Genomic DNA, 12,196 nt, shown 5'->3' with positions numbered 1-12,196 from the left:
CTTGAGGCCACCCGCGGCGATGTCACTTCTTGTCGAATTCGGTAGCGAAGGCCTTGAGCTTCGGATCGGCGGCGACCCGCTTGAGGAAGTCGTCCGTCAGATAGGATTTCGCCTCGGGGATGGTCGGGATGGTCCCGACCTCGGCCATGAACTTGCCGATTTCCGAGAACCAGCCATCGACCTGTGAGGCGCCGCCATTGCGCGCCATCAGCTTCAACTGCTCGTCGAGGGCGAAGGTCGGGCGCAGGGCGAACTCCTGCTCCATCGCCTTCGGTGTCGCCTCGAGCCCGCCCTGCTTGTAGAAGTCGAGCGCGAGCTTTTGCGCCTCGGCCATATTCGCCTTGGCCCAGGACCAGCCGCGCAGATAGACGGCGAGGAATTTGGCGACGTCCTCCGGGCGCTCCTTGGCGAAGTCGGCCCGGACGATCAACGCGCCGGGGACGATCGCGCCGGCATCGGCGCCGGAGCAGAGATATTTCGCGTTGGCGCGGTCCTCGAGCGTATAGGTGTTCGGAGCCCAGACGCCGGCGACATCGCCATTGTTGGAGGTGATCGCCGTGACGATCTGGGCCTGGCCGAGATTGACGAACTGCATGTCGTTCGAGGCGAGGCCGAATTTCGCCAGGCATTTGCGAGCGGCGAAATCGGCGGTCGAATTGGTGGTCAGCAGCAGGCGCTGACCCTTCAGGCTCTTGGGATCGGCCTTGATCGCGTCGAACTTGTCGCCGCGCACCATCATCGCGTTCGCCTTCGACTCGTCGTTGGTGATGCCGATGGTCAGGATATTGAACCGCACCGCACCGAGCACGGCCGGCACCGACCCGGTGCCGCCGACATCCCAGGACTTCGCCGCCGAGGCGGCGATCTGCGGCGCGCCGGCCGGGAAGGTCGAGAATTCAGGCGCAAGGCCGACCTCCTTCCACCAGCCCTTGACCGTGGCATAGTGCCAGGGCAACGCCCAGTAGAGCGAAGGCTGGTAGCTGACGCCGATCTTGGTCTGCGCCTGTGCGCTGCCGGGGACAGCCAGGCTCAAGCTTAAGGCCAGGCCAACTCCCGCGATGATCCGTTTCATTGTTGCTCTCCCTGTCGTTCGGCCGGCCTTCGGCCGTGCCGTGTTGGCCTGCGAGATCAGACGCCGAGCGGCCCCTTTTCCTCGCGCAGCGACTTCCAGATCTGGGTGCGCAGATGGACGAAGGATTCCAGATCCATCACGTCCTCTATTCTCTGGTGGCGATCCCAGTTTTCCGCCTCGCGCACCGAGCGGATATCGAGGATCTCCTTGATGCGGCCGGGCCGGCGGGTCATCACCGCGACCCTGTCGGCGAGATAGACCGCTTCCTCGACGGCGTGGGTGATGAACAGCACCGTGCGCGGATTGACCCGTGCGAGGCGCACGAGTTCCTCCTGCATCACGACGCGGGTCTGGGCGTCGAGCGCGCCGAACGGCTCGTCCATCAGCAAGACCTCGGGATCGAGCACATAGGCGCGCGCGATGGCGACGCGCTGCTGCATCCCGCCCGAGAGCTGGTGCGGGAAGGCGTCGGCATGGCTTTCGAGGTTCATCAGCCTGAGCGCGCCGGCGATGCGCTCGCCGCGCTCGGATTTCGGCAGGCCCTTGTTGCGCAGGCCGAGATCGATGTTCTCGCGCACCGTCTTCCACGGGAACAGCGCGAACTGCTGGAAGACAACGGCGCGATCCGGCCCTGGTGCCGTCACCGGCTTGCCGTTGACGCTGACCACGCCGGCGCTCGGCGCCTCGAAGCCGGCGACCATGCGCAGGCAGGTGGTCTTGCCGCAGCCCGAAGGGCCGACGATCGCCACGAACTCCTTCTCGGCGATCTCCAGGTCGATCGAATCCAGCGCCTTCACGCCGCCCGTCTGCGGACCGAAGACCTTGTCGACCTTGTCGAAGCGTATCGAACCCATCTTGCCTCAAGCCTCCAGGCCGCGCCGACGGCGCAGCCATGCCTCGCCCTGGCGCAGGGCGATATCGATCAGCATGCCGACGATGCCGATGGCGACCATGCCGGCCATCACCGTCGGGGTCGCCACGTTCGCCTGCGCCTGCACCATCATGAATCCAACGCCAGCCGCGGCGACGATGAGCTCGGCACCGACCAGCGACTGCCAGCCGAGCCCGGCGGCGACGCGCAGGCCGGCGACGATCGAGGGTGTCGCCGCCGGCAGCAGGATCTCCAGGATGGTGCGCAGATTGCCGGTGCCGAGCATGCGCGCCGCCTCGATCAGCCGGGGCTCGACGAAGCGCGCGCCGCGATAGGCGTTGATCAGGCAGGGCGGGAAGGCGCCGGCGAAGATGATCAGCACCGGGCCGCCCATGCCGGTGCCGAACCACAGCGCCGCGAATGGGACCCAGGCGATCGGCGCGATGAAGCGCAGGCCGTCGAACAGCGGCGTGACGACGTCATCGAGCCAGCGGAACCATCCCATCAGCAGGCCGAGCGGCACGCCGATCAGAGCCGCGAGCAGCACGCCATAGGCATAGCGCTCGAAACTCGAGGCCAGGTGCTGCGGCAGGGTCGCGCCGGCGAAGGGCGCGTTCGTCAGCTCGATCATGCGGCCGAGCACATCGAGCGGCGTCGGCAGGAACGGGCGTGGCACGAGGCCCGACGCGGTGAGCAGCGTCCAGCTGCCGAGCAGCACCGCCAAGCCGAGCGCGCCCCAGCCGATCCGTTCCGCGAAGGAGAGAGGCGTATCGCGCATCGGTTCCTAGTCCCGCGCCGCCATGTTCCAGGCCAGCGCCCGCTGCTCGGCCATGGCGAGCAGCCAGGTCGTGGCCCAGCCGAGCAAGCCGACCGTGACCATGCCGACGAGGATCATGCCGGGATAGATGTCCTGCTGGGCGACGTTGAGCACGAAGCCGATGCCGAGCAGGGCTCCGACCAGCTCGGCTGCGACCAATGTCGTCCAGGAGGCCTGCAGCGACAGGCGCAGGCCGGTGAAGATCATCGGCGAGGCCGCCGGCGCGATGACCTCGCGCACCAGCCGCCAGCGCGGCGTGCCGAGCATGCGCGCCGCCTCGATCATCGGGCGGTCGATCGCCCGCACGCCGGCGAAGGCGTTGATCACCGAGGGCACGAAGGCGGCGAACCAGATCACCATGATCTTCGCGGCATCGCCAAGGCCGAGCCAGAGGATGGCGAGCGGGATCCAGGCCAGCGGGGGGATCGGACGGATCAGCAGGAAGACGGGATTGATCGCCGCCTCCGCCCGCCGGCTCCAGCCCATCCACAGGCCGAGCGGCACGCCGGTCGCGACCGCCACGGCAAAGCCGAGCAGCACGAGCTTGAGACTCTGGACGGCATGGGCGAGCAGCGGCGCCCCGGCATAGCCGCGCGTCGCGATCTGGACCAGCGACTGCCAGAACTCCGCCGGCGCCGGAAAGCGGCCCGGCAAGACCAGCCCGGTCAGCGTCGTCAATACGAACCAGAGCAATAGGGCTGCGGCCACGGAGGTCAGGCCGGCCAATCCCCTTCGTCCAATCATGGCGTTTCCCGTTGCGCATCTATTGAAAGCGCTTTCATTCAAGTTTCCAAAGACGCTCCCGCCTGTCAAGCGCTAATCTACCGGTGCTGACGCGCTTTTCGTTTGAGATCGCGCGATGACAGCGATATCTCTTATGAAAGAGTTTTCAGGACATGGCATGAGGCAGGGTGGTCGCATCAAGCTGAGCGATGTGGCGCGCGACGCCGGGGTCTCTCCGGCGACGGTGTCGCGCGCGATCGCCCAGCCGCATCTGCTCTCGGAGGAGACCCTCGCCAGGGTCAGGGCGAGCGCGCTACGGCTCGGCTATCTCCCGGATGGCGCGGCGCGCGCTTTGGCCTCGGGCCGTTCGATGACGATCGGGGCGATCGTCCCCACGCTCGACAGCGCGATCTTCGCACGGGCCTTGCAGGCGATGCAGTCGACATTGGCGCAGGAGGGCTTCCTGCTTCTCGTCGCCTCGCATGAAGGGCATGCCGCGGCCGAAGCCCAGGCCGTGCGCTCGCTGCTTGGGCGCGGTGTCGACGGGCTGATGCTGGTCGGCGCCGAGCGTTCGCCCGAGACCGTCGCCATGCTGAAGGAGGCCCGGGTGCCGATCGTCCTGACCTGGTGCGGCGACGGCAATTTCACCGCCGTCACCATCGACAATACGCTCGCCGGGCGCCTTGCTGCCGAGCATCTGATCGGCCTCGGCCATCGCCGGATCGGCATGGTCACCGGCCAGCTACGCTTCAACGACCGCCAGCGGGCGAGGCTGGCCGGGGCGCGAGCGGCCCTGGTCGAAGCCGGCCTCGGCCTTCCCGACCAGCTCCATTCCGAACAGGCGGTCACTCTCGCCGGCGGGCGTGCCGGCTGCGCGACGCTGCTCGAGCTCGACGATCCGCCGACCGCATTGATCGGCGGCATCGATCTCCTCGCCATCGGCTGCATGGAGGAGGCGCATGCGCGCGGCATCGCGGTTCCCTCCGGCCTCTCGGTGGTCGGGATCGACGGCCTCGACATGTCGGCCCATGTCTCGCCCTCGCTGACCACCGTCCATCTTCCGATCGGTCGGATCGGGACGCTGGCGGCGGAGACGCTGATGGCGCTTGTGTCAGGGCGTCCGGCGGCGACGACGATGCTGCCGGTCGAGCTGGTGGTGCGACGCTCCACCACCGGCTTCGGCTGAGATCAACCGGATCGAGGCACTACGCAGCAGCGGCGATGAATTGCGCCGCCTTCTCGGCGATCATCACTGCCGGCGCGTGGGTGTTAGGCAGGCACTGTCTCGCCCGGCGCCTTCTCGCTGTCCATGTCCTTCATGTCCTCGAACCGATCGGCGATGCGCGGATGGATGCGACCGCCATCTGATGCGCCGATCGCGACCAGGATTTCATCCGGCCCCGGGGCGTCGGCGATCTGGAAGGTCGCGGTAATGAAGTGCGAGCGCTTGCCGGTTTCGCTCTTGTGGATCATCGGCAGGGAGATCAGCGCCCCCGGCGCCGTGCGGGTGTTGGTGAAGCTCAGGAAGGCGGTGCCCGAGACCGCTTCCCTGAAGACGTTGCCGAAGCGCAGCGTATGGATCAGCGCGGACGCATGCTCGATCTCGCCGCTGATGCCGACGATGGCCGCCTTGCCATAGGCTTCGACACGCTCTCCCGGCATCGCGGCTACGAGCCGGCGCGTCATCTCCAGGCCGAGCGGGCGAGCGATCCGCAGGATCTCCGGCCGCAGGTTCTCGACGAAGCCCTGACCGGCCCAGGGATTCTTCACGACGGCGGCGACCACCACCATGGTGGTCGGCCGGGGCGCGGCCTTGCCGCCCTCTAGCATGGTCTCTTCCACGAAGGTCGCGATCTTGCGCAGCCCAATATCCATGCTCGCCTCCGGCGTTTGAAATGTCGTCGCTCGCAAAGCTAGCTGCGAGGGGGCGCCTGTCTTCCTCCGGTTGCTAGGAAGAACCGCCGAGGCAATGCTGTGAGACTACGCAGATTGCCAGCCAGGAACAGGACGCGATGCTCGACCCGGTTGCCCAGATCGCCTCGCTGCGCGACGTCGCCAGCCGGATCAATTCCGGCTCGGATCTCGATGGGCTGCTGCTCGACCTGGTCAAGGTCGCCTGCGAGCATGGCGGCTGGACGATGGGTTCGATCATGGCGGTCGATCTGACGCATGGCCACGCCAATGTGGTCGCGAGGCACGATCCCACCTTGCTGCGCCGACGGCTCGAGGATCGCTGGGAACTCGCGACGAGTCCGGCGTTCCTCGCCCTCCGCACGGGCGAGCCGGTGTATATCGAAGACGCTCGGACATCCGAGGAGTTTCCCGGCTATCGGCGCGAGGCGTTCGAGCGCGACTACCGGTCTGTCATCGTCCTGCCGCTCGGCAGCGCCGATGCCGAGGGCCGCCCGATGGTGCTGAGCCTGGTTAGCCGGGCCGTGAAGCCCGTGCCCTCCGAAGATCTCGCCTTCATGGCGATGATCGCGCATCTCGGCACGATCGCGGTCGAGCGCGAGCATCGCCTGCGGGCCGCGCGCGGGGTCGCTGAAGACCTTCGACATGCACTGGTGGCGCAAAGCGACCTGCTGCAGGAGGTGCTGGCCGGAGGCTTGATCGAGGCCCTGGCGGAACGACTCGGCGAATTCCTGCAATGTGCCGTGCTGGTGATCGATTTCTCCGACAACACGCTCGTTGCCCACGGTTCCCCCACGCCGGACGCGCTCGACGCAGCGGCCTGGTACAAGCTGCTCGCCGATGGTGAGGCCGAACTTCTGATCGCGCAGCTCAGGCAGAGCGTCACGCGCGAGGAGGCAGGCCGGGTCGAGCTGCCGATCGCGCATGGCGGGCGCATGCTGCGGCTCGCAGGGGCGGTCGAGCCGCTCGCCGTCGAGGCGGAGAAGGTTGGTGCGCTCGTGCTGTTCGGCGAAGAGCAGGGCGGCGATCTGCGGCGGCTGACGATTGACAGCGCGAAATTTGCCTTGAGCGTGCAGATGATGCGCAGCGTGATCCGCTTCCGCTTCGAGACGCGGACGCTGACGGAACTATTCTTCGAGATCGTCGAGCGGCGCTGGCGCGACCCCGACGACATCCTGCGCCGGGCGCGCCATCTCGGCGTCTCGCTCTCGCGGCCGCTGCGGATGATCGTGGTCGACCTGCCTGCCGCCGCTCATGGCGAGCGCGACCGCACCCAACAGGCGCATCAGAGCGTCGCGCGCCTCGCCGGCCAGCTCGGCCTGGGCTGCCACATCATTGCCGTCGGCGCCGGGCTCGTCTGCCTCGAACCGGAACAAGAGGGCCCGCGGCGCGAAGCCTCCGAACGGTTTGCCAGGCGCATCACCGAAGTCCTGCGCCATGACCTGCAGGGCGAGCCGATCGTGGTGATCGGCGGGCTGTGCCAGGAGCTGGACGACTATGCCGGCGAGTGGGAGCGGGTCTGGCGCATGGTGCGCATCGCCCGCGGCTTCAAGCGGACCGGCGTGCTGTCGGCGCTCGATTTCGGGCCGTTGCCGATGCTGATCGGCGCTGCCGATGCGGCCGAGGTGCGCCGGTTCGTCGACGGCAGCATCGGGCGCGTCGCGGCCCATGACTGGCAGCACGGCACGCCCTATCTCGACACGCTCGCGACCTATCTGCGCCATGGCTGCCGCAACCAGGCCTGCGCCGACGCCATGGGACTGCACGTCACCACATTGCGCTATCGGCTGACGCGGATACAGGAGCTGTTCGGCATCGATCCCGAACCGCCCGATACACGCTTCGCTCTGGAACTGGCGCTCAAGATGCACGGCCTTATCGAGGGAGCTGCACCCGCACCTGAATGAAATCGCGGAAAATTTCCGAAGCGGTTCCGTTGTTTCATAGGAAGAACGCCGGCTGCGGTCTCCATAGCCTGTTTCCCAATGGCGTAGGCCATTGGAGGACCAGCCATGCTGGCGACAGCACCCCAGGAGCCGGTTTCGATCGACCCCGTCGCATTGCGCCGGGCCTTCGGCACCTTCCCGACCGGCGTCACCGTGATCACCACGCGCGATTCCGAAGGCCGGCCGCGCGGGATGACGGCGAACTCCTTCACCTCGGTCTCGCTCGATCCGCCGCTGCTCCTGGTCTGCGTCGGCAAGGGCGCCGCGAGCTATCCGGCCTTCGCGGAAGGACAGGCCTTCGCCGTCAACCTGCTCCATGAAGGGCAGAAGGCGGTCTCCGGCCTGTTCGCGTCGAAGGCGGCCGACAAGTTCACCGACACGCCGCATGACAGCGTCCATACCGGCGCGCCGGTGCTGAGCGACAGCCTGAGCTGGTTCGACTGCACGGTGCACGACCGCGTCGAGGCCGGCGACCACCTCATCCTGATCGGCCGCGTCCGGGCCTTCGGCACGAGCCCTTCCGCACCGCTGGCCTTCTGTCGCGGGCGCTATGCGGCCGTGAAGGACCCGCTGCCGCCCGGCTGGCTCGCCTCCAGCAGCATGATCGTCAACTACCTGGTCGAGAGCGACGGCCGGCTATTGCTTTGCCGCAACGAGGATGGCGGCTGGGCTCTGCCCCATGCCGCGCGCCGGATCGTCGATGGCCGGCTGCCGGTGCCCGGCGGCGAGGGGCTGCCGTTGCTGCCGGAGACGACCTTCCTCTATTCGGTCTTCGATATCGCCGACGGCGATCCCGGCCATCTGGTCTACCGGGCGCGGCTGGCGGGCGATGCCGCCGGCCTGACGCTGCCGGACGGGGTGCGCTTCTTCGGCTTCGACGAACTGCCCTACGAGCAGATCCTCACCCGCGAAACCCGCACGATGCTGCGCCGCTATGTCAGCGAAAGCAGCCGGCGGCGCTTCGGAATCTATGTCGATTCCCATGATGGCGGGCGTTTCGCGATGGTCGAGGACACCCAGCCCTGGGACGGCGTCCCGCAACAATGGGAGCGCGGTGGCGCGGCATGAAGACGACGGTCCAGACCCTGCAGGGCTCGCGTATCGGGCATTTCATCGACGGGGCGTTCGTCGCGCCCCGTGCCGGCGTCTATGCGCCGAGCTACGACCCGACCACGGCCGAGCCCTGGTACGAGTTCGCCCAGGGCGATGCTGGTGACGTCGATGCGGCGGTGCGCTCGGCGAAGGCAGCGCTGCTCGACCCGGCCTGGCGGCGGATGACGCAGACCGATCGCGGCAAGCTGGTGCGCCGGCTCGGCGAACTCGTGCTCGCCCATGCCGAGGACCTCGCGCAGCTCGAATGCCGCGACAACGGCAAGCTGATCAAGGAAATGCGCGCCCAGATGCGGGCGATCCCGGATTCTTACGGCTACTTCGCCGGCATGGCCGACAAGCTCCAGGGCGACACGATCCCGGTCAACAAGCTCGACACGCTCAACTTCAACCTGCGCGAGCCGATCGGCGTGGTCGGCATGATCATCCCGTGGAATTCGCCGCTGATGATGCTGACGGGGACGCTGGCGCCGTGCCTCGCCATCGGCAACACGGTGGTGGTCAAGCCGTCCGAGCACGCGACAGCCTCGGCCCTGGCGCTGGCGGAACTCGTCATCGAGGCCGGCATCCCGGCTGGTGTCGTCAATGTCGTCACCGGTGATGGCGCGACCACGGGCGACGCGCTGACACGCCATCCCGGTATCGCCAAATACGTCTTCACCGGCTCGACCGACACTGGCCGCAAGATCGCCGGCAATGCCGCCGGCAACCTCGTGCCCTGCCAGATGGAGCTCGGCGGCAAGTCGCCCCATGTCGTCTTCTCCGACGTCGATATCGAGCGTGCGGTCAACGGCGTGGTCTCCGGCATCTTCGCCGCAGCGGGCCAGACCTGCGTCGCGGGCTCGCGCTGCTTCGTCGAGGCTCCGGTCTACGAGCGCTTCGTCGAGGCGCTGGTCGAGCGCACCAGGCGGGTCAAGGTCGGCCATCCGCTGGCGGAGGACACCGATATCGGGCCACTGGCGCTGGCGGCACAGCTCGAGAAGGTCGAGCACTTCGTCGGCTCCGGCGTGCGCGAAGGTGCGCGGGTCGCCGTCGGCGGGCGCAAGCCGCAGGACGAGGCTTTGGCGCGCGGCTGGTACTACGAGCCGACGGTACTCGCCGAAGCGCGCAACGAGATGAGCTTCATGCGCCACGAGATCTTCGGGCCGGTGGTCGGGGTCATGCCCTTCTCCAGCGAGGACGAGATGATCGCGCTGGCCAACGACACCGAATACGGCCTCGCCTCCGGCATCTGGACGCGCGACATCGACCGCGCGATGCGCTTCGCCCGCAATGTCGAGGCCGGCACTGTCTGGATCAACACCTACCGCTCGGCCGCCTTCATGTCCGCCAATGGCGGCACGAAGAAGAGCGGCTACGGCCGCCGCGGCGGCTTCGAGGTCATGCGCGAATTCTCGCGGCTGAAGAACGTCGTCATCGACTACTCGGGCGCCATGCAGGACCCGTTCGTCATCCGGCTGCGCTGACGCGCTGTCCCGCTCGCTCCACGGAGGCACCCATGAAGTTCGCTCTCTCGATCAATATGGAGCGCTTTTCGCCCGAGGCGTCGATGAAGGACGCCATGACCCAGATGCTGGCGCTCGCCCGCGTGGCGGATGAGGGCGGCTTCGAGACGCTTTGGACGGCCGAGCATCACACGATCGAGTGCACGGTCTCGCCCAACCCCTTCCAGACCCTGACCTGGCTGGCCCAGCATACCGACCGCATCAGGCTCGGCACGGCGACGCTTGTGGCGCCGTACTGGTCGCCGATCCGGCTGGCCGGCGAGGCGGCGCTCTGCGACCACCTGACTGGCGGCCGCCTTGAATTCGGCATCGCGCGCGGCGCCTATCAGTACGAGTTCGATCGCATGGCGGGCGGCATGCCTCAGCAGGAGGGCGTCGCCTATATGAAGGAGCTCGTGCCGGCCGTGCAGAAGCTCTGGGCCGGCGACTATGCGCATGAGGGCCAGTACTGGCAGTTTCCGCTCGCCACCTCCGTGCCGAAGCCGCTGCAGCGTCCCCATCCGCGCATCTGGGTGGCGGCGCGCGATCCCGGCACCTTCGACTGGGCGGTCGGCATCGGCGCCAACATCCTCTCGACGCCCCTTTCCGCACCGGTCGCCGAGATCGGCGTTCTCGCGGAGAAGTTCCGCAAGGCCTGTGCCGACCATCCCGAGCGCCCGCGGCCGAAATTCATGATGCAGCGCCGCTCCTGCGTCTATGAGCGCTCGCAGGATTGGGAGCAGATCGTCCGTCACAGCGTCGATTACGGGCGCTATTTCGAAAACCTGATGCAGAACATCGGCGCGGTGACGAACGGTTTCCCCGAGGCCGTACCGTTCGAGACCGTCGCCAATCGCGGCAGTTACGACCCCCGCACGATCCGCGACAACCTCGTCTTCGGCACGCCTGAGGAGGTCATCCCGAAGCTCGAGGTCTATGAGGCTGCCGGCGTCGACCAGTTCTGCCTCGGCCTCTCCTACAACCTGCCCTTCGAACTGCAGATGAAGACGCTCAGGCTGTTCATCGACGAGGTGATGCCGCATTTCGCCGCCCGTGAGCGCGACGTGGCCAAGCCTCGTTTCGCCGCAGTCGGGGCCTGACGGAGATGGCTGGCCTCGCCGCCGCAGCGATCGATCCGGATATCGCCGGAACCTTCGTCCGCGAGGGCGTCGCGCTGAACTATCGGCTGAGCGGGCAGGGGCCTCGGCCGCTCGTGCTGGTCCACGGCGTCGGCTCCTATCGCGAGGCCTGGGACGGGGTGATCGCGCGGCTCTCCGACCGCTTCCGGATACTGAGCTTCGACCTGCGCGGCCATGGCCGCTCCGAGCGGGTAAGGGGGCGCTACGAGATTGACGATTTCACCGGGGACGTGCTCGGTCTCGCCGACCATGTCGGTTTCGCCAGCTTCGATATCGCGGGATTTTCGCTCGGCGGGCTAATCGCGCAGCGCCTCGCCCTCACGCATCCCGAGCGGCTGCGACGGCTCGTCCTGCTCTCGACCGTGTCCGGCCGGACGCCGGAGGAGCGCGAGCGCGTGCTCGCCAGGCTTGCGGCGCTCAAGGCCGGCGACCGCGGCTCGCATTACGATGCATCGCTGTCGCGTTGGCTGACCGAGGATTTCCAGGAGCGGAATCCGGAGCTGATCGCGGAACTGCGCCGCCGCAATGCCGAGAATGATCCCGATTGCTATGCCGCCGCCTACCGCGTCCTGGCGGAAACCGATTTCGGCGGGCTGATCGACCAGATCCGCCTCCCGACCCTGATCGCCACCGGCGAGCACGACCTGGGCTCGAATCCGCGCATGTCGCGCTTCATGCACGAGCGCATCGCCGGCTCCCGCCTGCATATCCTGCCGGGGCTGCGCCATTCCCTGCTGAACGAGGCGCCCGACCGCGTCGCGATGTTGATGGGCGACTTTCTCATGGAAACGGGTGCGGAGGACGCAGCGTGATCGTCGAGGAACGCATCTACCGCATCCGCAACGGACGGATGGGCCGCTATCTCCAGCTCGTGCGCGAGGAGGGGCTCGCTATCCAGCAGCCGATCCTCGGGCATCTCGTCGGCTATTTCACCACCGAGATCGGGGTGCTGAGCCAGGTCACGCATCTATGGGCCTATACCGATCTCGAAGACCGCCGCAGGCGGCGCCAGCAGCTCGCCGACGATCCGCGCTGGCAGGCCTTTCTGCCCAAGCTGGTTGAGAATATCGAGCAGGCCGAGAACCGCATTCTGCTGCCTACGGATTTTTCGCCGCTGCGCTGA

The 12,196-nt window shown here is 67.4% G+C and carries 12 protein-coding genes; 7 read left to right on the top strand and 5 right to left on the bottom strand.

The window, feature by feature from the left end; all coding sequences use genetic code 11:
• Positions 1-22: 22 nt before the first annotated feature.
• Genes ASE66_RS04100 through ASE66_RS04085 form a run of 4 tightly spaced genes read right to left on the bottom strand, consistent with a single transcriptional unit; the run spans position 23 to position 3,504 of the window.
• Positions 23-1,072, bottom strand: a complete 1,050-nt coding sequence (locus ASE66_RS04100; RefSeq protein WP_057188256.1) for an ABC transporter substrate-binding protein — start codon at positions 1,070-1,072, stop codon at positions 23-25.
• 56 nt (positions 1,073-1,128) lie between these two features.
• A complete protein-coding gene (locus tag ASE66_RS04095; protein ID WP_057188255.1) occupies positions 1,129-1,926 on the bottom strand; it encodes an ABC transporter ATP-binding protein in 798 nt (265 codons plus the stop codon).
• Positions 1,927-1,932: 6 nt separating this feature from the next.
• A complete protein-coding gene (locus ASE66_RS04090) occupies positions 1,933-2,721 on the bottom strand; it encodes an ABC transporter permease (protein ID WP_057188254.1) in 789 nt (262 codons plus the stop codon).
• Positions 2,722-2,727: 6 nt separating this feature from the next.
• The gene (locus ASE66_RS04085) at positions 2,728-3,504 is read right to left on the bottom strand and encodes an ABC transporter permease (RefSeq protein ID WP_057188253.1); all 777 of its coding nucleotides are present in this window, start codon (positions 3,502-3,504) and stop codon (positions 2,728-2,730) included.
• A gap of 157 nt (positions 3,505-3,661) precedes the next feature.
• On the opposite strand from ASE66_RS04085, the gene ASE66_RS04080 reads away from it, so the two are divergent.
• The gene (locus tag ASE66_RS04080; protein ID WP_057188252.1) at positions 3,662-4,669 is read left to right on the top strand and encodes a substrate-binding domain-containing protein; all 1,008 of its coding nucleotides are present in this window, start codon (positions 3,662-3,664) and stop codon (positions 4,667-4,669) included.
• 83 nt (positions 4,670-4,752) lie between these two features.
• Here the strand turns inward: ASE66_RS04080 and ASE66_RS04075 are convergent, their stop codons facing one another.
• Positions 4,753-5,358, bottom strand: a complete 606-nt coding sequence (locus tag ASE66_RS04075; RefSeq protein WP_057188251.1) for an amino acid synthesis family protein — start codon at positions 5,356-5,358, stop codon at positions 4,753-4,755.
• 137 nt (positions 5,359-5,495) lie between these two features.
• Here ASE66_RS04075 and ASE66_RS04070 point away from each other — a divergent pair, with 137 nt between their 5' ends.
• The 6 genes from ASE66_RS04070 (at position 5,496) to ASE66_RS04045 (ending at position 12,196) form a co-directional block, all read left to right on the top strand.
• Positions 5,496-7,301: a helix-turn-helix domain-containing protein gene (locus tag ASE66_RS04070; protein WP_057188250.1), complete on the top strand. Its 1,806-nt coding sequence runs from the start codon at positions 5,496-5,498 to the stop codon at positions 7,299-7,301.
• Between the two features lie 105 nt (positions 7,302-7,406).
• Complete coding sequence (locus ASE66_RS04065) at positions 7,407-8,408, top strand: flavin reductase (protein ID WP_057188249.1); 1,002 nt, start codon at positions 7,407-7,409, stop codon at positions 8,406-8,408.
• The gene (locus ASE66_RS04060) at positions 8,405-9,916 is read left to right on the top strand and encodes an aldehyde dehydrogenase (protein WP_057188690.1); all 1,512 of its coding nucleotides are present in this window, start codon (positions 8,405-8,407) and stop codon (positions 9,914-9,916) included. The genes ASE66_RS04065 and ASE66_RS04060 overlap by 4 nt, the downstream gene beginning before the upstream one ends.
• 32 nt (positions 9,917-9,948) lie before the next feature.
• On the top strand, positions 9,949-11,034 hold the full coding sequence (locus tag ASE66_RS04055; protein ID WP_057188248.1) for an LLM class flavin-dependent oxidoreductase: 1,086 nt from the start codon (positions 9,949-9,951) through the stop codon (positions 11,032-11,034).
• A gap of 5 nt (positions 11,035-11,039) precedes the next feature.
• Positions 11,040-11,885 carry an alpha/beta fold hydrolase gene (locus tag ASE66_RS04050; protein WP_057188247.1) on the top strand — a complete coding sequence of 282 codons (846 nt, stop codon included), beginning with the start codon at positions 11,040-11,042 and terminating at the stop codon, positions 11,883-11,885.
• A complete protein-coding gene (locus ASE66_RS04045) occupies positions 11,882-12,196 on the top strand; it encodes an NIPSNAP family protein (RefSeq protein WP_057188246.1) in 315 nt (104 codons plus the stop codon). Before ASE66_RS04050 ends, ASE66_RS04045 begins: the two co-directional genes overlap by 4 nt.

The sequence above is a fragment of the Allobosea sp. Root483D1 genome, assembly GCF_001429505.1.
Taxonomy (GTDB): domain Bacteria; phylum Pseudomonadota; class Alphaproteobacteria; order Rhizobiales; family Beijerinckiaceae; genus Allobosea.
The sequence above is the reverse complement of the archived record's forward strand: the minus strand, read 5'-3'. Positions and strand labels throughout refer to the sequence as shown.